The organism is Sedimenticola thiotaurini, assembly GCF_001007875.1.
Lineage (GTDB): Bacteria > Pseudomonadota > Gammaproteobacteria > Chromatiales > Chromatiaceae > Sedimenticola > Sedimenticola thiotaurini.
The window spans coordinates 3,408,799-3,429,452 of sequence record NZ_CP011412.1; the positions used below are offsets into that span (position 1 = coordinate 3,408,799).

Annotated in this window: 20 protein-coding genes; 9 read left to right on the forward strand and 11 right to left on the reverse strand. The window is 58.4% G+C overall.

Annotated features, from left to right (window positions below; all coding sequences use genetic code 11):
* Positions 1 to 286: 286 nt before the first annotated feature.
* On the forward strand, positions 287 to 2,266 hold the full coding sequence (locus AAY24_RS15710; protein ID WP_046860487.1) for an SLC13 family permease: 1,980 nt from the start codon (positions 287 to 289) through the stop codon (positions 2,264 to 2,266).
* Between the two features lie 83 nt (positions 2,267 to 2,349).
* On the opposite strand, the gene nhaD (AAY24_RS15715) is transcribed toward AAY24_RS15710, so the two are convergent.
* The 8 genes from nhaD (AAY24_RS15715) to AAY24_RS19510 form a co-directional block, all read right to left on the reverse strand.
* Positions 2,350 to 3,702: a sodium:proton antiporter NhaD gene (gene nhaD / locus AAY24_RS15715; RefSeq protein WP_234422187.1), complete on the reverse strand. Its 1,353-nt coding sequence runs from the start codon at positions 3,700 to 3,702 to the stop codon at positions 2,350 to 2,352.
* 194 nt (positions 3,703 to 3,896) lie between these two features.
* Positions 3,897 to 5,258 carry a sodium:proton antiporter NhaD gene (gene nhaD / locus AAY24_RS15720; protein ID WP_082117268.1) on the reverse strand — a complete coding sequence of 454 codons (1,362 nt, stop codon included), beginning with the start codon at positions 5,256 to 5,258 and terminating at the stop codon, positions 3,897 to 3,899.
* A gap of 251 nt (positions 5,259 to 5,509) precedes the next feature.
* The gene (locus AAY24_RS15725) at positions 5,510 to 6,154 is read right to left on the reverse strand and encodes a DUF3047 domain-containing protein (RefSeq protein ID WP_046860488.1); all 645 of its coding nucleotides are present in this window, start codon (positions 6,152 to 6,154) and stop codon (positions 5,510 to 5,512) included.
* Positions 6,151 to 7,563, reverse strand: a complete 1,413-nt coding sequence (locus AAY24_RS15730; protein WP_418064581.1) for an FAD-binding oxidoreductase — start codon at positions 7,561 to 7,563, stop codon at positions 6,151 to 6,153. The genes AAY24_RS15725 and AAY24_RS15730 overlap by 4 nt, the downstream gene beginning before the upstream one ends.
* On the reverse strand, positions 7,556 to 8,137 hold the full coding sequence (locus AAY24_RS15735; protein WP_046860489.1) for a BON domain-containing protein: 582 nt from the start codon (positions 8,135 to 8,137) through the stop codon (positions 7,556 to 7,558). Before AAY24_RS15735 ends, AAY24_RS15730 begins: the two co-directional genes overlap by 8 nt.
* 19 nt (positions 8,138 to 8,156) lie before the next feature.
* Entirely contained in the window at positions 8,157 to 8,744 is a 588-nt protein-coding gene (locus AAY24_RS15740; protein WP_046860490.1) for an SIS domain-containing protein, read from the reverse strand.
* On the reverse strand, positions 8,745 to 9,119 hold the full coding sequence (locus AAY24_RS15745) for a YraN family protein (RefSeq protein ID WP_046860491.1): 375 nt from the start codon (positions 9,117 to 9,119) through the stop codon (positions 8,745 to 8,747). It lies immediately after the preceding gene.
* Between the two features lie 4 nt (positions 9,120 to 9,123).
* Positions 9,124 to 11,109 (reverse strand): penicillin-binding protein activator, encoded by a 1,986-nt coding sequence (locus AAY24_RS19510; protein WP_063370468.1) that lies wholly within the window; start codon positions 11,107 to 11,109, stop codon positions 9,124 to 9,126.
* A gap of 62 nt (positions 11,110 to 11,171) precedes the next feature.
* On the opposite strand from AAY24_RS19510, the gene rsmI reads away from it, so the two are divergent.
* Positions 11,172 to 12,014, forward strand: coding sequence for a 16S rRNA (cytidine(1402)-2'-O)-methyltransferase (gene rsmI / locus AAY24_RS15755; protein WP_046860492.1), 843 nt, complete (start codon positions 11,172 to 11,174; stop codon positions 12,012 to 12,014).
* 37 nt (positions 12,015 to 12,051) lie between these two features.
* Here rsmI and AAY24_RS15760 read toward each other — a convergent pair whose 3' ends face one another.
* Positions 12,052 to 12,504 (reverse strand): Hsp20/alpha crystallin family protein, encoded by a 453-nt coding sequence (locus AAY24_RS15760; RefSeq protein ID WP_046860493.1) that lies wholly within the window; start codon positions 12,502 to 12,504, stop codon positions 12,052 to 12,054.
* 151 nt (positions 12,505 to 12,655) lie between these two features.
* Positions 12,656 to 13,234 carry a superoxide dismutase gene (locus AAY24_RS15765; RefSeq protein WP_046860494.1) on the reverse strand — a complete coding sequence of 193 codons (579 nt, stop codon included), beginning with the start codon at positions 13,232 to 13,234 and terminating at the stop codon, positions 12,656 to 12,658.
* 235 nt (positions 13,235 to 13,469) lie between these two features.
* Here AAY24_RS15765 and AAY24_RS15770 point away from each other — a divergent pair, with 235 nt between their 5' ends.
* From AAY24_RS15770 to grxD, 3 genes are all read left to right on the forward strand, one after another.
* Entirely contained in the window at positions 13,470 to 15,251 is a 1,782-nt protein-coding gene (locus tag AAY24_RS15770; RefSeq protein WP_046860495.1) for an N-acetylglutaminylglutamine amidotransferase, read from the forward strand.
* A 49-nt stretch (positions 15,252 to 15,300) separates the two neighbouring features.
* On the forward strand, positions 15,301 to 15,750 hold the full coding sequence (locus AAY24_RS15775; protein WP_046860496.1) for a CopD family protein: 450 nt from the start codon (positions 15,301 to 15,303) through the stop codon (positions 15,748 to 15,750).
* Between the two features lie 127 nt (positions 15,751 to 15,877).
* A complete protein-coding gene (gene grxD, locus AAY24_RS15780; RefSeq protein ID WP_029132076.1) occupies positions 15,878 to 16,195 on the forward strand; it encodes a Grx4 family monothiol glutaredoxin in 318 nt (105 codons plus the stop codon).
* A 322-nt stretch (positions 16,196 to 16,517) separates the two neighbouring features.
* Here grxD and rnt read toward each other — a convergent pair whose 3' ends face one another.
* On the reverse strand, positions 16,518 to 17,177 hold the full coding sequence (gene rnt, locus AAY24_RS15790) for a ribonuclease T (protein ID WP_046860498.1): 660 nt from the start codon (positions 17,175 to 17,177) through the stop codon (positions 16,518 to 16,520).
* Positions 17,178 to 17,365: 188 nt separating this feature from the next.
* Here rnt and AAY24_RS15795 point away from each other — a divergent pair, with 188 nt between their 5' ends.
* From AAY24_RS15795 to AAY24_RS15810, 4 genes are all read left to right on the forward strand, one after another.
* A complete protein-coding gene (locus AAY24_RS15795; RefSeq protein WP_063370469.1) occupies positions 17,366 to 18,247 on the forward strand; it encodes a TraB/GumN family protein in 882 nt (293 codons plus the stop codon).
* A 175-nt stretch (positions 18,248 to 18,422) separates the two neighbouring features.
* Positions 18,423 to 19,106, forward strand: a complete 684-nt coding sequence (locus tag AAY24_RS15800; protein WP_234422188.1) for an MlaA family lipoprotein — start codon at positions 18,423 to 18,425, stop codon at positions 19,104 to 19,106.
* 271 nt (positions 19,107 to 19,377) lie between these two features.
* Complete coding sequence (locus tag AAY24_RS15805) at positions 19,378 to 19,725, forward strand: sulfur globule family protein (protein WP_046860501.1); 348 nt, start codon at positions 19,378 to 19,380, stop codon at positions 19,723 to 19,725.
* A 150-nt stretch (positions 19,726 to 19,875) separates the two neighbouring features.
* On the forward strand, positions 19,876 to 20,439 hold the full coding sequence (locus AAY24_RS15810; protein WP_063370470.1) for a sulfur globule family protein: 564 nt from the start codon (positions 19,876 to 19,878) through the stop codon (positions 20,437 to 20,439).
* The last annotated feature ends 215 nt before the right edge of the window (positions 20,440 to 20,654 follow it).

Here is a 20,654-nt window from a genome sequence, read left to right on the forward strand (position 1 = left end):
GTGGGGCGCTGTTATGCTCCTTGATAGGGCGGAGATATTGCTGATAAGCTCTGATTATCGATTCGTCCTGCAGTCTGCTACAGCGGGCCGCCAGGCGGTTAATCCCAGTTTAAGTTCCATGTTTGCTGCCGGGAGAGGTTGGTTGCCAACGGGCGGCCTTGCGCCGCTATGGCGAAGTGGCCCGGTGGGGAAATCAGCGGCGGTGCGTTCTCGCCCGAACCGCGCTGTGTCGACCCGTTGCCGGGCGACCAATAATTATAATTTTGTATTTGGGGTATGACGGTTGATGGAATCTGCGGTCTCGTTGGAGAAGAAGGAATCGCTCAGGCTGGATCTGAAAAAGATAGTCGCGGCGCTGGTTTTCCTGCTGGTGGCCATCGCCTTGGCCCGGGTCGTGCCGACGATCCAGATCGCCTGGGTGACGGCCCTGTTACTCCTTACTATCTACCTGTTCGCATTTGAAGTGGTTGGCGTGGATGTGGCGGCGCTGACCGTCATGGTACTGCTTGGACTGACCAGCCTGCTGGCGCCCATGATGGGGCTGTCGGAGGGGCTGGTATCCAATATCCACCTGTTTGATGGATTCTCAAGTAATGCGGTGGTCTCCATTATCGCCGTGATGATTATCGGCGCCGGACTGGACAAGACCGGGTTGATGAGCAAGGTGGCGGCACTCATTCTCGATCTGGGGGGTAGCACCGAGAAGCGCATCATCCCGATCATCTCGGGCACCGTGGCGATCATCTCCTCTTTTATGCAGAACGTCGGCGCTACCGCGCTGTTCCTGCCGGTGGTGAGCCGTATCTCCGCCCGCTCCGGCCTGCCCATGTCGCGCCTGCTGATGCCGATGGGTTTCTGTGCCATCCTGGGTGGCACGGTCACCATGGTCGGTTCCTCCCCACTGATCCTGCTCAACGATCTGATACTCACATCCAACCGGGCGCTGCCGGCGGATCAGCAGATGGAGGTATGGTCACTCTTCTCTGTTACCCCGATCGGTGTGGCGCTGGTGATCACCGGCATCATCTATTTTGTGCTGGCCGGGCGTTTCGTGCTGCCGGTTGCCGGCGGCGACAGCGGTACCAGCGGCACCAATTCCATGGAGTATTTTCAGCGTATCTACGATATCGATTACGCCCTGTTTGAAGTGGTTGTACCACCGGGCAGTGATCTGATCGGCACCATGCTGGATGACGTGGAGACCGAGTACCGTGTCCGGGTGATCGCCACCAAGGGCAGCGGCGGGCGGGTGCGCATCGGCCGTGGCGACCTGGCGCGGGATTTTGCCATTGAGAGCGGCATGGTACTGGGTGTACTGGCCTCGCCCAAGCATCTGGCCGGTTTCGTGGAGAAATTTCAACTGCGGTTGCGCAATGGCCTCAAATCGTTTGCCGAATCGCTCGCCTCCACCAAGGCCGGTATTGCGGAACTGGTTATTCCACCCGGTTCACAGCTGATCGGCAAAAGCGCCCGTGATGTCTGGCTGCGCAAGACCTATGGCATCGCCATGGTGGCGTTACATCGAAATGGGGAAACCCTGCAGGAGGGTGACCATATCCGGGATCTGCCGCTCAAGGCCGGGGATACCCTGGTGGTACACACCACCTGGGATTCCCTGGTGCGCCTGGAGTCGGACCGTAACTTCGTGGTGGTCACCACCGAGTACCCCCATGAGGAGACCCGTCCGCAGAAAGTGGGATGGGCGGCGCTGTTTTTTTTCATCGCCCTCTCCCTGGTGCTGTTCAGCGATATCCGGCTCTCCATCGCCCTGCTCACCGGAGCCATCGGCATGGTGCTGTCCGGTGTACTGAAGATCGAGGAGGCCTATTCAGCGGTCTCCTGGAAAACGGTGTTTCTGCTGGCCAGTCTGATCCCGCTGGGATTGGCGGTGGAGACCAGTGGTACCGCCCGCTGGATCGCCGAGCAGACCATCTCGGTGGTGGGGGAGATGCCGGTCTGGGTGATACAGAGCGCCGTGGCAGTGTTGGCCACCTTCTTCACCCTGGTGATGTCCAACGTGGGGGCCACCGTACTGCTGGTTCCCCTGGCGGTGAATATCGCCATCGGTGTGGGTGCTGACCCATCGGTGTTTGCCCTGACGGTGGCCATTGCCACCTCCAACTCCTTCATTATCCCGACCCACCAGGTGAATGCCCTGATCATGGGGCCGGCCGGTTACCGGGTGCCGGACTTCATGCGCGCCGGCGGTATCATGACCCTGCTGTTCCTGGTGGTGATGATCGGTATGATGAACCTGCTGTTCTGATTAACCCCGGTGGTCCGTCCGGATCGCCGGCTGGTCTGCTGTGGAGATTCCCTGGTGCCTCGGGAGTTGACTGATTGGACAGGTCAGAACAGGCGGGCATTCAACCAGAGATGGGTAAGCACGCTGGCGATATAGGCGAGCAGAATCACCGGTGTCCATTTCAGATGGCTGAAAAAGGTGTAGTTGCCATTGGACTGGGCCATCAGCGCCACGCCCGCCGCCGACCCGATCGCCAGCAGAGAGCCGCCGGTACCCACCCCCAGGGTGGCCAGCAACCACTGGCCCCGGGACATGTCCGGCATCATCGCCAGTACGCTGTACATGGTGGGGATATTCTCCAGTACCGATGATGCCAGCCCGACCGCAATATTGGCCGGGGTGTGTCCCCACTGGTTGTACATGACATCGGAAGTGATAGCCAGGTAGCCGATATAACTGAGTCCGCCAACCGACAGTGCCACCCCGTAGATGAACAGCAGCGTGTCCCACTCCACCCGGGCGACCCGGACGAATACATCAAACGGATTCCTGCCGTCGATCGGGATGGGCGACGCCAACTGCTCCGCATCCGCCACTCCCGCCTCCCGGTAGCGGTGGGTTTTTTTCAGGTAGTAACCGAAGAACTGCAGGTAGGCAAGACCGGTCAGCATACCGATCACCGCGGGCAGGTGCAGCACTCCCCGGAAGAAGACTGCGGTGGCGATGGTGCAGAAAAACAGCACTATGATACGCCGTGCGCCCCGCCGCATACCGGCCGCTTCCTGCAGGGGTTCAGGTCGCCCAGTGGGAACCGCGAAGTGCATGGCGCAGGCGGGAATCAGGAAGTTGATCAGGGATGGAATGAACAGGTTAAAGAAGCTCCAGAAGTCCAGGATTCCATTGCTGGTCTGGACATTCTGTTGCCAGATGATCAGGGTGGTAATGTCGCCAAACGGGCTGAATGCACCACCGGCATTGGCAGCGATCACCACGTTCAGACAGCCCAGGCTGATGAAGCGTCCATTGGTCGGCGCAACCGCCACTACCAGCGCACCCACCAGCATGGCGCTGGCGAGGTTATCCAGGAACGGTGACAGGACGAAGGTGATAATGCCGCTGCTCCAGAACAGTCCGCGATAACTGAGCCCCCGGTTCCCCACCCAGGCGCGCAGCGTCTTGAATACCTGGCGCTCCCCCAGCGCGTTGATGTAGGTCATCACTACCAGCATCAACAGCATCAGTTCCACGTAGTGCAGCAGGTTTTCCCGTACGCTCTCTTCCGCTTCCACCGAGCTGCCGGTTGCCATGGCGTACCAGCCGATCAGCGCCCAGATAATGCCAGCGGTGACCACTACCGGCTTGGACTTGCGAAGATGGGTATACTCTTCGAGGCTGGCCAGCAGAATGGCAAAGATGAAGACGATGAGGGCGAGGTAGCCGCTCCAGTGAGCGGTCATGGGGGGTAGTGATTGATTTATATCGGCCGCAAGAGCGGTGCCGCTGCCCAGTAGCAGTGGTGGGAAGACCCATCTTGCGATTGTTCGAGTGGTCTGCATATTATCGCTGGATGCCACGGAACCAGCGCCTATGATACGGAAATGTTGGCACGGGGGCCACCGGCAGTTGTCACTGCCGGTGGTTCTGTGTCGAATCAGAACAGGGCCGAGTTGATCCAGATATGGACATAGATACTGGCTGCGTAACCGAGCGCGATGGCCGGTGCCCATTTCAGGTGGCCGAAGAAGGTGTAACGACCCCGTGCCTGACCCATCAGCGCCACGCCGGCGGCGGAGCCAATAGAGAGCAGTGAGCCGCCCACACCGGCGGTCAGAGTGACCAGCAGCCACTGCCCCATGGACATATCCGGCTGCATGGTGAGCACCGCAAACATAACCGGAATGTTATCCACAATGGCAGACAGCAGACCGACAATTACATTGGCGTAGGTGGGGCCCAGTTGTACATACATCAGTTCGGAGGTGAGTGACAGATAGCCCAGGAATCCCAGGCCGCCTACGCAGAGCACTACACCATAGAAGAAGAGCAGGGTGTCCCACTCGGCCCGGGCAATCTTGTTGAAGACATCAAATGCCACCAGGTCGCCCATCTGGCTGTCGTGCTCCAGTTCAATAGCGGCTTCACCATTGCCGTTGCTCTCCCGGTGATAGGTCTTCTTCAGGAAAAAGCCGAAGAACTGCAGGTAGGCCAGGCCGGTGAGCATGCCGACAACCGGCGGCATGTGCAGGAAGTTGTGGAAACTGACCGCCGTCACGATAGTCAGCAGGAACAGCACGATAATGCGGCGTGCACCGCGCTTCATGGCCACCGCCTTGCCGCCGGCACCGGGCTGCTCATTGGGTACCGCGAAATGCATGATGGAGGCCGGCACCAGCCAGTTGACCATGGATGGCACGAACAGCACAAAGAAGGTACCGAAGCCAACTACGCCCTGGGGAGTCTCAATCGCCTTCTGCCATACCATCAGGGTGGTGATGTCCCCAAACGGGCTGAATGCCCCGCCGGCATTGGCGGCGACCACGATATTGATACAGGCCAGCAGGATAAACTTGCTGTTGCTGCCACCCACCGCCAGTACCACTGCGCACATCAGCAGGGCGGTGGTGAGGTTGTCCGCCACCGGAGAGATGAAGAAGGCCAACAGGCCGGTAATCCAGAACAGTTTCCTGAAGCCGAATCCCCGCACCACCAGCCAGGAGCGCAGCGCCTCGAATACGTTCCGTTCATCCATGGCGTTGATGTAGGTCATGGCCACCAGCAGGAACAGCATCAGCTCGGCGTATTCCAGCAGATTGTGCCGCACCGCCGCCTCGGCCTCGGTGGTGAAGCCGTGGCTGGCGTAGTACCAGGCGATCATTGACCAGATCAGGCCAGCCGCCAGGATGACCGGCTTCGATTTACGCAAGTGGGTAAACTCTTCGGCCATCACCAGCAGGTAGGCCAGGGCGAAGATGGCAATAGCTGTATAACCCACCCAGTGACTGGTCAGGTCCATATTGTGGCCGCCGGATGCGGCGGCCAGGGCCGCGCCGGGCAGGACTGCCAGCAGAACAAACAGGAATTTAAGGGCATGGATCACAACGATTGCTCCTCGACTCAAGATGGGGGCTATGGGTGTAAACAGGCGGGCCGGACCGTGAAACGGCGCTGGCCGCTGGAAAAACAGGTGCAACTTTATACCATTTTAGCCCCTTGGTGTGGAGGGGTATGTGCGCATGGTTGAGGCTTCAGACGGCGCTGAAGGGGCTATTTGGAGAAGAAAATGTCCCCATAGTATGCGTGTGCCTGCTGACCCGAGTTGTCGGTGTCAGTCATTATGGCGACAACATCCACGTAACGGACCGATGTGCCGAAGAAGCGTTGGAAATCCGACTGCACGTTACGCCGCTCGCTATAGAACTTGCCCGGGCTGTCGGCGGTGGAGCGGACCGCAATCATCTGCGCCTGACTGGAGAAGGCGTTGAGCCAGGTCGATTCGGCCGGTTGGCTGCTGGACCAGACATAGTTGAGAGCTTTGGTTCGCCACGGCAGTAGTCCGCCCTTTTTCACCACATAGATGCGGGCGCTGTAGTCATCGCCCCTCTTGCTTCGTTCGTCCAGCCGATTCAGTGGCTGTTCCACCCGCCAGCGCCAGTTGAGATAGGGCGTCTCCTCCAGATCCACCCGGATCTCTTTGAAAAGGCCGGATGCGGTGCCGTGGCTTTGGGCGCTGATCACAGGAATGCCATCCAGCGCGGTGATCCGGTACCGGGTGTTGCCCTTGAAGGTGTGTTCCTCCCAGCCATCCAGTCCCTCGTCGATAATGTTGGAGATCTGTACATCAGCCGCCAGGGGGGCAGACAGGAGAGCATTCAGCAACAAGGCGGCCAACAGGGGTGTCTTGAAAGTCATGTGTGGCTCTCCGGTAGCATCTTGCCGGGATTGAGAATGCCCAGGGGATCAAACTGTTGTCGGATGGCGTGCATCAGTTGCAGGGTGGCGGGTTCGATCTCCCGATCGACAAAGTCGCGTTTTTCCAGCCCCACCCCATGCTCACCGGAGAGCGTGCCGCCCAGTTGCAGCACCAGGTCAAAGGTGCGGCCGAGGCATTCGTGGGCGCGGGCCATCTTCTCCGGGTCGTCCGGATCGGTCAGCAGATTGACATGGATATTGCCATTCCCGGCGTGGCCGAAATTGACGATCTGGATGTCGTACTCATGTGACAACTGTGCCAGCCCGCTGATCAGGTCCGGGATGCGTGATACCGGTACCACCACATCCTCGTTGATCTTTTTCGGCGCAATATTGCGCAGGGCGGGAGAGAGGGCCTTGCGGGTGCGCCAGAGTTGGTCAACCTCCTGTTCGCTGTTGGCCACTTCGATATCGATCACCCCTTCGACCCGGGCGGCTTCTGTTACCGCCTGCAGTGATTCGGTCAATCCATGGGCCGGTCCGTCCACTTCCACCATCAGCAGGGCACCCACCGTATCCGGCAGTTCCAGGTCGGAGTAGCTGCGTACCATGTTGAGGGAGGCACCATCCATGAACTCCAGGGCACAGGGTGTGATCGGCTGAGCCATGATGGCGGAGACCGCCCGGGCGGCTGCATGCATGTCCCGATAGGTGGCGCGGAAGGTGGTCTTGGCTTCCGGCAGGGGGGTCAGTTTCAGTACCGCTTCGGTAATGATGGCCAGGGTGCCCTCCGAACCGATCAACAGGCGGGTCAGGTCGTAACCCACCACGCCCTTGGTGGTGATAACCCCGGTCCTGATCTCCGTACCGGCACCGGTAACGGCCTGCAGTCCCAGGGTGTTCTCCCGGGGAGTATTGTATTTGACCGCCCGGGGACCGGCGGAATTGTAGGCCAGGTTGCCGCCGACGGTGCAGATTGCCGCGCTGGTGGGGTCGGGTGGCCAGAAGAAACCGTAGGGTTGCAGAGCCTGCTGCAGGGCCTGGTTGGTGACGCCGGGCTCCACCCGGGCGATCCGGTTGGCCGGGTCGATCTCCAGGATGCGGTCCATCCGTTCCAGAGAGAGAATAATGCCGCCCCGGTCCGGTACCGTGGCGCCGGTGGTTCCGGTCCCCTTGCCCCGGGCGATCAGGGGAATCTGCCGCCGGTTGCAGAGCGCCACGATCTCCCGTATCTGCGCATGGCGGGTGGCGAACACCACCGCCTGGGGCAGGGCGTGCCGGCGGCTGTTGTCATAGCCGTAGGGCCAGCAGTCCCCCGGGTCGGTCAATACCGCTTCGGACCCGACAATAGTGATCAACTCCTGCTGCAGGTCCTCACGAATCGGTTTCTCTGCCGGCTGGCTAGATATATTCAAAGACCTTTACCACCTTGGTGACGCCACTCAGATAACGGATTTTCTCCACCACTGCTGCCGCCTCTTCTGGTGTCACCATACCCATCAGGTAGACCACGCCCTTCTCGGTGATGACCTTGACCCGGGTCGGATCGAACTGGGGCAGCTTGACATTAAACAGTTCCGCCTTGGCCTTGGTGGTGATCCAGCTGTCTTTACTCTGCTGGGCGAGGGTGGCGTTGGGGCCGATCTGCACCTCGTTAACGGTGCGCTTTACCATCGGGGTGTTGGCGGCGATGCGTTCAAATTCGGCGCGATAGCTGGCGTTTTCCGCCTGGCCGGTGAGCAGGACCACATGGTTGTAGCTGGTGGCACTCATGCTGCTGTGTTCCCGCAGCTCGGGCCGATTGGACATCTCGTTCATGATCTTCAGGACGATGGTTTTGTCATCCAGTATGGTACCGGCTGAACGACGATCATGTATCACTGCAGCCCCGGTTGCAGCACCACCAACAACGGCGGTTGCGCAGCCCTGCAGCAGCGGCAGGGAGAGACTGGCGATGACCATCAGCGTGAGTAATCTTTTCATTTGGTTCTCCGTTGTTCCCTTAGTTACCGATCAGTTGTCTATCTATCAGGTCGCAGAGGCAGTGAATCACCAGCAGCTGGCCCTCCAATACCCGGGCCGTTGACTCGCCCGGGATGCGGATCTCTTCGTCCCCTTCCTGCAACAGACCCGGCAGTCGTCCGCCATCCCGGCCGTTCAGGGCAATCACCCGCATCTGTCGTTCATGAGCTGCGGCGATGGCAGCATTGACGTTTTCCGAATTGCCGCTGGTGGTGATGGCAAGAAGCAGATCGCCCGGATGGCCCAGGGTGCGGATCTGCTTGGCGAAAATTTCGTCATAATCATAGTCGTTGGCGATAGCGGTCAGGGTAGCCGAGTCAGCGGTCAGCGCGACAGCCGGCAGGCCGGGCCGCTCCCGTTCAAAGCGGTTCAGCATCAGCGACGAAAAGTGCTGGGCGTTGCCCGCACCACCGCCGTTACCACAGGTGAGGATCTTGCCCCCTTCAAGCAGCCGCAGGACGATCAACTCGGCACTTCTGGCAATGGGCCCCGCAACCAGGGGGAGCGACTCCATCTGCTGTTGTACGCTTTGGTTGAATATGTCGTTGATATGTTCGATCAGGTTCATCTACACAAGTTCCTGTTGGAAGGCGTTGGTGATCCATTCGATCTGTTCTTCACCCTCGCCGGTCAGGGTGAGTACGTCAAAACGGCAGGGGGTGTTGTGCCGGTTCTGGCTGTGCAGCCAGTGGCTGGCGGCGCGAATGATCTTTTTCTGTTTGCTGGTGGTCACGCTTTCGGCGGCGGAGCCGAAACGGTTTTGTCGGCGGTAGCGTACCTCGACGAACACCAGGGTGTCCCGGTCCAGCATGATTATGTCGATTTCACCCGCCCGGCAGCTGTAGTTCCGTTGCAGGGTACGCAGTCCCTGGCGCTCCAGATAATGTTGCGCCCTTTGTTCGGCCGCGTCACCTTTTTTCCTGCCCCGGAGAAGTGACTTCACCCGGTTACTCCGCCGGCGTAATGGTCGCTGCTCCGGGCGCCGGGGTATCGGCGGATTCGGTTTCCACAGGTTCCGATTGGAGCGGATTGACTTCAGGGGTTTCCATCTCCTCAGCCATACTCGCCATGCGGGGCGCATAACCGATCGCCTTGGGTATCCCTTTCTCCATTACCGCCCAGACCAGTTGGCGATGAATCTGGCGAATGCTGTCCAGGTAGAGGTTGCCGGTCTTGCCTTCCAGGGTCTCCTGTGCGGCGCTTTGCAGTCTCCCCAGGTGGGGTAGCAGCCGGAAGCTGTCGATACCCATGGCGTAGAGGCGTCGATAGGCGCCCCGGCTGTCGGGTAGCGTACGGGCGAGATTGTCCCGTGACAGTGGGTGATCACCTTCATTGACCAGTAGCCAGGGGATGTCGGGGAATTTTATCCCCTCCAGATCCTGGTCCTGATCCGGCGCTGGTGTACCGGTGTAGATGCTGGAGGTGGCATAGATGGGGATATCCGCCGCATGGTGGAACTGGAACTGGGGCCGGATCTGGCGTGCCTTGAGTGGATTGGCTGCCAGCAGTATGAAATCGGCATCCTGTCTGCGGCGGGGTTCGAACTCCAGCCGCTGGCCCATCAGCCGTTGCAGCCGGGTGCGGCGGGCGCTGCTTTCATCCAGATTGAGCAGTGCCCGGATGGCGTCGGAGAAGTCGTTCTCTTTGGCGTCATAACGCTGCTGCTCGCTCAGTATGCCACCCAGGCGTTCCCAGCGATCGCGGAATGCCTGGGCGATTCGTTCGCCCCAATCATCCCGCGGAGTGAATACGATGGCGCGGGTATGGCCGTCCAGCCAGGCCCGCTCCGCTATCTGGCGTGCTTCATCTTCCGGTGCCAGGCCGAACTGGTAGAGCTGGACGGGTGGAGTGGTCTCCGGGGGGACCTGATTCAGTGCCAGCACCGGGATTTCCAGTTCACCGGCCCTGGCGAGCTGGGCGACCCCCTCCTTGTTGAGCGGGCCAATCACCATATCGGCACCCGAGTCCACCGCCTGGCGATAGAGTGGCCAGGTGTCGGCGCTGTCGCTGCTGTCATAAAAAACCAGCTGCGGACGGCTCTCCGGTGGCTGCTGGTAGTAAGCGGCCATGAAGCCGTCCCGCAAGGCCCGGGCCGCATTGGCATAGGGTCCCGATTGGGGCAGCAGGATGGCCAGATGATTGGGGCGCTGGTACTGGCTCTCGAGCTTCTGGAAGTAACCTTCCAGCAGTCCTGGAATGGCCGGGTGACTGGGGAATTTTTCCCGCCAGCTCTCCAGTTGCTGCTGTATCCGGTTGGTGTCGCCGGTGTGGCCCTTGATAATTCTGGCCAGGGCCATCCAGCCGCCCTGGATACCGGGTGGGTTGGGTTGCAGCAGGTCGAGAGCGGTATCGGTCAGGGTGGTCAGCGTCTGGATGATCAGCAGCTGGTTTTGCAGCCGTTTGTCCATATCTTCCAGCAGCAGATCCAGTTCGCCCAGTTCCCGGGCACTCTCCAGCAGGTTACCGGTCAGCCGGAATCCCTCTGCCCGGTCAGCATGGAAGCGCTGCTGCAACGGCAACTCGGTGCCTTCCGGGATGCCATCGCTCAACAGGGTCATGGCCTCATCCGGGCGGTTCTTGCTCAGGGCCAGCTCGGCCACCAGCAGGCGCCGGCGGAAATCCAGCTTGGGCAGGCTTCCGGTGTCGATTCTGGTCAGTAGCTCGGTGGCCCGATCTCCCTGCTGTGCATGCAGGTAATTCTCGGCGGCGCGCAGCAACAGCGACAGGTCTTCCGGCGGCTGGCTTTGCAGGGAAAGTTGCTCAAACAGCTCGCCAGCGGCGGCATACTCCCCAGCCTGTTCAAGTGCAACGGCCTGTTGCATCTGCAGGTCGGTCTCACTGTCGGTACTCCTGACACCGGGTGATGGTACACAACCAATCACGGCCAGTGAGATCAACAGTACGAGGAGATATTTAATATGTCTTAGTTGCATGGTCGCATTCAGGCAGGCAGGATTAAGCCAGACAGTATCTTTTTTTGGGGTGTGCCGTGTCAATGGATAAGGGTTGCTTGTATATCGTCGCCATGCCAATCGGTAACCGTGATGACATTACGGAGCGGGCCAAACAGGTATTATCCGCGGTTGAGCTGATTGCCGTCGAGGATACCCGTCACAGTCGGCCATTGCTGCAGGCGCTAGGAATCAACACGCCCCTGTTGGCGCTGCATGAACATAATGAGCTCAAGCTGGTCAACCGACTGGTGGAGCAGCTGTCGGCGGGCGGCACGATTGCCCTGATATCCGATGCCGGCACCCCGCTGATCAGTGATCCCGGTTTTCCGCTGGTGCGGGCCTGCCAACAGGCCGGTGTGCGGGTGGTGCCGGTGCCGGGGGCCAGCGCACTGATCTGTGCCCTGTCAGCGGCAGGCCTGCCGACCGACCGTTTTCTGTTCGAAGGCTTCCCGGCCCGAACCTCGTCTGCCAGGTGTGATCAGTTTACCCGCCTGAAGGACGCCGGCATGACCCTGGTGTTTTACGAGTCGAGCCACCGCATTGTGCACTCCCTGACGGATATGGCAGCCATCTTCGGTGTTGAACGCCCGGCCGTGATGGCGCGGGAACTGACCAAGCTGCATGAGACGATTGTTTCCAGCACGTTGGGGGAACTGGTGACCTTGGTTAGTGGAGATCCGAATCAGCAAAAGGGGGAGTTCGTGATACTGGTGGCGGGGGCTGTGCAGGACACGCAGACGCTTGATCCCGAAGCCTTGCGGATTCTCGCGATTCTGGCTGAAGCGCTGCCGACCAAAAAAGCCGCCGCCCTGGCGGCAAAAATCACCGGAGTAAAGAAAAACCTGCTGTACCAGCAGGCGCTGGAGTTACAGCAGGCGGAGTAGGCCGCCCCGCCATACGGCGGAGCGGCACAGCCAGTCGTCAGCTACTGCGTTTCGGCTGGATTTCAATCTTTTTCGAACGTTTCGGCTCGACCTTCGGAATGACCACTTCCAGTACGCCATCCTTGCCGCTGGCCTGGATCTGTTCGGGGTCAGTGTTATCCGGCAGACTGAAGCGCCGGTAGAAACTGCCATAAGCGCGTTCGACCCGCTTGTAACCTTCCTTGTTTTCGGTTACTTCGTGGTGTTTTTCGCCTTTGATCGTCAGCATGCCATCTTCCATGGTGAGTTCGATCTTTTCCGGTTCCACTCCGGGAATATCGGCATGCAGTACATAGCGGTCGTCCTCTTCCTTGATATCGATAGCGGGGGTCCAGTCCCCGCCCACAACACCGGACTCATCGCTCTGGGTGAGCGGGTTGCGCGGACCGCGACTCAGTTCATCCTGCCACAGCTTCATCAACTGCCAGGGATCAGATGTTAAACGTGTCATTTGAAACCTCCTGTTGTGTAGCTATTCCCACTCAAAATATAAGGTGGATTTTGGTGGATTCAAGAGGTTGGCAGGGCGATTTTTCGGGGGGATGGGGAATGGTGCCTCCTCCCCTTTTGACGTGGGGAGGAGGCGGGATTACCGGGTTGGTTTAACCGGCGAAATTAGCCGATACATACTCCCAGTTTACAATGTTCCAGACAGCTTCCAGATACTTGGGACGGGCATTCCGATAGTCGATGTAGTAGGCGTGCTCCCACACATCGATGGTGAGCAGCGGGGTCTTGCCGTCAGTCATCGGGTTGGCGGCATTGGAGGTGTTGACGATCTCCAGTCCACCATCACTGTTCTTGACCAGCCAGGTCCAGCCGGAACCGAAGTTGCCGGCAGCGGAGGCGGAAAACTGCTTCTTGAACTCATCCATGGAGCCGAAGGCGCTGTTGATGGCGTCGCTCAGCTGGCTGCTGGGCGCCGAGCCACCCGGACAGAGACAGTTCCAGTAGAAGGTGTGGTTCCAGACCTGGGCGGCATTGTTGAACTGACCACCGGAGGCCTTCATGATGATCTCTTCCAGGCTGGCATTTTCGAGATCAGTACCCTTTACCAAGTTGTTCAGGTTGGTCACGTAGGTCTGATGATGCTTGCCGTAGTGGTACTCCAGAGTCTCTTTGGAAATCACTGGCTCCAGGGCGTCCTGAGCGTAGGGTAAGGGGGGGAGTTCGTGTGCCATGGTATTTCTTCCTTATTAGGTTTGTGTGTTAAAAATAAAATAACATAGTATTTTAGTTGGTATTATAATGCCAGCCTTAATCGTGATTCAAGATCCGTCGTGCCTTCAGTTGGCTGATGGCCGTGTGGATGCCCGTAGGGCATGGTTATAATAGTAGATTAAACATCTATCACGGGTTGTTGTTGAGTCGATTTGCACCGGCCTCGCAATAGCAGAACAGGGCAGGAAACAGTTAATGTGTGGAATATGTGGTGAGTTACGGCTCGATGGCGGGCGGCCTGATCTGGGGGCAGTGTCCAGAATGACCGCCCGACTCAGTCAGCGGGGGCCGGACCACGAGGGCAGTTTCAGTGACGGGCCGTTGGCATTCGGCCATCGGCGGCTTGCCATTATCGATCTCTCCGAACGGGCCAATCAGCCCATGGTGGACCAGGAGCTGGGTCTGGCCCTGGTTTTCAACGGTACCATCTACAACTATCCGGCTTTGCGGGAGACCTTGAAACAGAAGGGTTATCACTTCTATTCGGATGGTGACAGTGAGGTGATACTCAAGGCGTGGCACGCTTGGCGGGAGCGCTGCGTTGATCAGCTGCAGGGCATGTTTGCCTTCGCTATCTGGGATCAGGCAAATAAACAGCTGTTCCTGGCCCGGGATCGGATGGGTATCAAGCCGCTCTACTACAGCCAGAATGGCGACCGGTTCCGATTTGCTTCCAATGTCCAGGCACTGCTGGCCGGCGGTGGGGTGGATACTGCCCTGGATCCGGTCGCTTTGCATCATCAGTTTACCCTGCATGCGGTAGTGCCGGCGCCCCGCACGGTTCTGCAGGGTGTGCGCAAATTGGCACCGGGGCATTCACTGCTGCTTGAAGGTGATGGCAAGCGTACCGAGCGTCGCTATTGGCAGCTCTCCGCCAGCCGCCCGGCCGAGCCACGCAGCGATGATGAATGGCTGGAATCGATTCATGAGGCACTGCGACAGGCGGTGCATAAGCGGAATAATATCTCCGATGTGCCGGTGGGCGTGCTGCTGTCGGGGGGGCTCGATTCCAGTCTGCTGGTGGCCCTGCTGGCGGAATCGGGCGTCTCCGATCTGCGCACCTTTTCGGTAGGGTTTGAAGATCATCCCGACGAGAAGGGCAGTGAGTTTGAATATTCTGATCAGGTGGTGGAGCGCTACGGTACCACTCATCACAAGTACCTGGTACCTAACGAAGAGGTGCTGAAGCGGCTGCCGGGGGCGGTGGATGCCATGGCAGAACCGATGTTCGGGCAGGACGCGGTGGCTTTCTACCTGTTGTCAGAGCAGGTTTCCAAGCAGATCAAAGTGGTTCAGTCCGGTCAGGGTGCCGACGAGGTGTTTGGCGGCTACTTCTGGTACCCCCGCATGATGGCGGAGCAGCAGGGGTCGCCGGTGGAGCGTTTTGCCAAGCACTATTTCGACCGGGATCATGAAGAGTACCTGCGTATGGTCACTGCAGAATACCGGGGCGAGGATTACACCAGCCAACGGGTGGCCGAACTGCTCGGTGAACCGGGTGCGGACGACTTCATGGATGCGGTACTGCGTATGGATGTCACCACCCTGATCGTAGATGATCCGGTCAAACGGGTCGATAACATGACCATGGCCTGGGGGCTGGAGGCACGGGTGCCGTTTCTCGATCAGCAACTGGTGGAACTGGCTGCCCAATGTCCGCCCGAACTGAAGCTGCGGGAGGGTGGCAAATACCCGTTGAAAGCGATGGCCCGGGGTATTCTGCCCGATTCGGTGATTGACCGGCCCAAGGGCTACTTCCCGATGCCGGCATTGAAGTATGTTCGGGGTGACTTCCTGGATTTCATGCGGGATATTCTGGAATCGGATGCCTGTCGGCAACGGAACCTCTATTCACGGGCCTACGTGGACCTGCTGCTCTCTGCACCGGAGATGCACCATACCCGGTTGCTGGGGAGTAAATTGTGGCACCTGGCCCTGCTGGAATACTGGTTGCAACGTAACGTGGACGGGCTGTGACGCCGGCCGGTTCAACCGATAATCAATCAAGTATTGAGGAGCAGTTGTTATGCTTTATCTGCTATTAACGCTACACCTGCTGGGTGTGGTGGTCTGGGTCGGCGGGATGTTCTTTGCCCACATGGCCCTCAGGCCGGCGGCCGCAGAGGTGTTGGAACCGCCGCAGCGACTGCCCCTGATGAAACGGACCCTGGATGGTTTTTTCCCCTGGGTCTGGGTAGCGATTGCCCTGATACTGGCGAGTGGCTACGGGATTCTGCTGGGTATACTGGGTGCCGGTGCCGGCATCTATGTGCATGTTATGCACACTTTCGCCCTGATCATGGTGGGAGTGTTCAGTTTTATCTACTTTCTGCCCTACCGAAGGATGGGCCGGGCACTGCAGGGTGGAGACCTCCCCGAAGCGGGTGCCCAACTGGCGAAAATTCGTCGCCTGATCGGAGTGAATCTGCTGCTTGGTTTGGTGACAACCATTGTCGGTGCGGCTAAACCATTTTGATCATGTGGGGCCTGAAAGGTATGTACAGGACGACAAGGTGTGGCGCCGTGGATTGGCAACGATCTTGAAATTAATACCGGGTGGCCCAATATGCCGCCCTACTCGAGCACAATTACAGAGGTGAGTGATGGACGTTTTGGAGCGAATTAAAGAGCAGGTTGAGAACAACCCCATAGTGCTTTACATGAAGGGGACTCCACAGTTTCCCCAGTGTGGATTTTCATCCCGTGCCGCGGCGGCGCTGCAGGACTGTGGCGTAGAATTCGCTTACGTCAACGTGCTGTCGGACCCGGAGATTTTTGAGAATCTGCCCCGCTATGCGGACTGGCCCACCTTCCCCCAGCTCTATATCAAGGGCGAACTGGTGGGTGGCTGCGACATAACCCTGGAGCTTCACCAGACAGGTGAGTTGCAGAAGATGACCGCAGAGGCGGCTGGCAAGTAAGTGCTATAGCTGAAACACGCTGTTTTGACCCGCATCGGGTTTGCCTGATCGACCACCCAGTGCGTCGGCAGTGTGGTGGCCCGATGTGGTGACAGTCAGAGTGGTGACATGGAAAACCGGCATGCAGCGATGCATTGCCGGTTTTTTTATCCAGGGATGGATTTATATCGCGGAGCACAAGGATGTGCGGGAGCGTATTTATCCAGGGATGGATTTATATCGCGGGGCGCAGGACTCCAGGGGGGAGGAGGTCGGGCGAAGCCCGAACTGCGGGATTTGCAGAAGCCTGCTTATCCGGAGCGGAATCTAACCAGCTCGCTGGTTAGCCCTGCGGAGGTGTCTGATTCTCCAGCCAGGGATAGTCGGTGGCCTGTTGTTGCCACTGATTGACGATCCGGCAGAACAGTTCCGCAGTCTTCTCGGTATCATAGATGGCCGAATGGGCCTCGTTGTTGTCCCAGTCCAGGCCGGCCGCTTTTGCCGCCTTGGCGAGAACGGTCTGTCCAAAGGCCAGGCCGGATAGGGATACGGTGTCAAAGGTACTGAATGGATGGAACGGATTCCGTTTGATGCCGGCGCGGGCCACCGCAGCGTTCAGAAAGCCCAGGTCGAAAAAGGCGTTATGCCCCACCAGAATGGCCCGGTTGCAGCCGCTGGCCTTCACTGCCTGGCGTATCGGGGTGAATATATCGCTCAACGCCTGCTTTTCGGGAAGTGCATTACGAAACGGATGGTTCGGGTCTATGCCGTTGAACTCCAGTGCCTTGGGGTCCAGGTTGGCCCCCGGGAACGGTTCGACATGACACGCATGGCAGGGTGTGGTGTGCAGCATGCCCTGCTCATCCATCACCAGGATGACGGCGGCGATCTCCAGCAGGGCATCGGTCTGGGCGTTGAAACCGGCGGTCTCCACATCCACCACGACCGGCAGAAAACCACGGAAGCGTTGGGCGATGGCGGGATTAAAGGGGTAGTCTGTCATAGCGCTACAGGATAAATGAATCAGCCGAAGTTTTCGATCATATCCGCCTGCTGTAAGCAAAAAGAGCGCGGTTGTTCCGTTATAACGGGGTGGGGTGGTGGGCTGGTGCGTCGACCGCGCCGCTTGACCCGGATTATCTAAATATTAACCATGGACGCTATGTTGAACCTGACCAGGAACCCGGTGATATGAGAGCACGTTTCAGCAGATGGTTGGCACTATGGATGGTACCACTGATCTGGTCGATGGCAGTGGCTGCCGATGGGCTTCCCTTCTCCCGGGGAGTGCTGTTCCAGGTTGAGAGAGAGGGGGTGCCTGTCAGCTACCTGTTCGGCACGATTCACTCCGAGGATAAACGGGTGCTGGCCCTGCCTGGTCCGGTGGAGCAAGCCTTTATTACCTCATCGAGACTGTATGTGGAAGTGGATATGGAGCCTGCCAATCTGTTCGCCTCGGTTGCTGGCATGATGCTGGATGATGGACGAAAGATTTCCGACATTCTGGAACCATCGCTGTATCAGCGGACAGTCGGTGCCGCTGCAAAGCGGGGTCTCCCGGAGGTGGCGTTACGACACTACAAACCCTGGGCGTTAGCCATGCTGCTCAGTCTGCCACCCGCCGAGACCGGTGAGTTCCTGGACCTGGTGCTCTACCAGCGTGCCCGGGCCATGAATAAGCAGGTGTCTGGACTGGAGACTATCGATGAGCAACTGGGCCTGTTCGATGCGCTGTCGGAAGATGATCAGATCGCCCTGCTGCAGGATGCCCTAAATAATCTGGATCAGCTGCCGACAATCTTCCAAGCGTTACTTGATCGCTACCTGGATCGGGATCTGGCCGGGCTGGTGGAGATCAATCAGCAACTGGTTGATAGGGACAAGTCCGGGTTTGCGGATCGGTTTCAGGTCAAACTGGTTGATGAGCGGAATCAACGGATGGTGGAGAGACTTGCGGGACCGCTGGCGGAAGGCGGTGCTTTCGTCGCGGTGGGCGCCCTGCATCTACCCGGAGAACGGGGAATGCTGCGGTTGCTTGAGCAGCGTGGATACCGGGTTGTCAGAAAATACTGATTAATCAGTTTTTAAGTGTGTCATATAGCCAGATATGGTAGATTCCGCCTCTGCTTGGGGAAAATTTGTACGAACTCTAATCATCAAGTCAAAAACCAATTTGAGTTGTTAAGGATTTAGAAAAATGAAGGGTGAGCCTCTATTTGTGCGGTTTAAAACCACACTGTTAGTGTTTATGGCCGTACTGTTGTCCGGCTGCGCCACAACAGGTGATTACCAGGACCCCCGCGATCCGATTGAAGGATTCAACCGGTCGGTGTACTCATTCAATGAGGGGCTGGACAACATGCTGATGAAACCGTTGGCCCGGGGCTACAAGGCGATCACGCCGGCACCGGTGGATACGGGTATCAGTAACTTCTTCAGTAACCTGGCTGATGTGGGCTCCGCGATCAACAATCTGCTGCAGTTCAAGTTGGAGCGTGCCGTCAGTGATGTGGGGCGGGTGCTGGTCAACTCCACTATCGGTCTGCTTGGCTTTATCGATGTGGCCAGTAACATGAATATGCAGAAGTATGGTGAAGACTTCGGCCAGACTCTGGGCGCTTGGGGTATGGATCCCGGACCCTATATCGTACTGCCCTTCTTCGGGCCGAGCAGTGGCCGCGATACCGTCGGTCTGGTGGTCGACTGGTATACCGATCCGGTGGCCTATGTGGATTCCACTCGCTGGCGGAACAGTCTGATCGGACTGCGGGCCATTGATACCCGGGCGGATCTGCTGAGCGCCAGTCGTGTGCTGGAGGAGGCGGCGCTGGATCCCTATGAATTCCAGCGGGACGCCTATCTGCAGAAGCGCCGCAATGACGTTTATGACGGCGCACCCCCTCCAGAGCCCCTGGATGAGCCGTACGACTAGATCGGTTCAGTCGACTCGGAAAACCCCTTCCCTGGTGAAGGGGTTTTTTTATGTCTCCCGCTGGAGGTCCATAGTAATTACGATCGGATGGGTTGGATTAAGGTTTATTCACTTGCATCATTATTAATAACTAAAAACTATTCTTGAATAAGACAAATCAATTATACAGGTTAAGCAAATTCTAATATTCTTATCCTTAAGAAAGCTGCAGGATATAAATGCTTTCTATCTGTAGTTAGAGAAACAAATTCAAACTTACGGAGACGCTAGGATGAAAAAAATAGTTAAAGCCACTGCAATTGCTGCCTTACTGGCTACTTCGGCTTCTGCTTCTGCCTGGTGGGGCGGTCCCTGGGGCGGTGGTCCATGGAATGGTTTCGGCGATGGATTTGGTGACGGTGCCGGTGATTTCAACATGAGTTTCAGCGGTCGCAGCAACATGTACGGAACCGGCCGGGGTTATGGCTACAACTATCCGTACTACGGCTATGGTTACGCCCCCTATGGGTATGCCCCTTACGGCGCACCATACGGTTATGCCCCTTACGGCTATCCGGTTGCCCCGGTTGCTCCCGTAGCACCGGCTGCGCCGCAGGCGGAAGCCGCACCGGCAAAATAAGCGGGATCAATATATAGAGACTCCTCCAGGGAAGGATAAGGTACAGGGACGTACCTGGACGCATTACCGCGATCCCACACCCGCCACACGACGGGTTGTTACGGCAGCGATGGAGCCGTGGATTGTATGAAACAGAACGGAAGGAATTTAATGATGAAAAAGATCGCCACTCTGGTCGCAGCAGCGGCACTTTCAACGGTATCCATGACCGCCAGCGCCTGGTGGGGCGGGCCGTTCAATGGTCTGGGCGACGGCTTTGGAAATGGCGAGGGTTCATTCAGCATGAACTTCAGCAGTCGCAGTCATTTTTCGGGCTATGGTGACGGCTACGGTTATAACCAGCCGTACTACGGCTATCCCTATCCGGGTGTCTATGCTCCCGCTCCCCTGACAGAGGAGCAGCAGCAGGCGATGGAGCAGCAGCAGAAGGCATTTGCTGAGCAGCAGGCCAAGGCCATGCAGGAGGCAGTTGAGGCTCAACGTAAGTTTGCTGAGCAGTTTGCTGCCCAGCCGCAGCCGTTTGTTGCCCCCCATGCTGCGCCTTTTGAACTGCCGGCTGATGTCCAGGCCCGCCGTGATGAGATGCAGAAGCAGATGGAGGCACGTCGTAAGGAGATGATGGAACGAGTCGAGGCCCAGCGTGCATCCGCCAAGGCTCAGCAGGATGCCCTGCGCCAGGAGATGGAGAAGCGTGCGCCCGCTCGTGAACTCTGATCCTTCCCCCTAGGTCGGAGGAGCGCCTCCGCCCGATATATCAAGCGCCTGTGGGTTAACCCACAGGCGCTTTTTTATTGCAGGATAAAACAGCAGCTGTTGGCTTTGGCCGGAGGGCGCGACTATGCGGCCCGGTCAGAGTAGTGGGCTGTGGGGCGGCTTTGGCGCTTTTGCGGTCTCTCCAACCGGTTCCCTGCACACCCTCTTATCCCTGC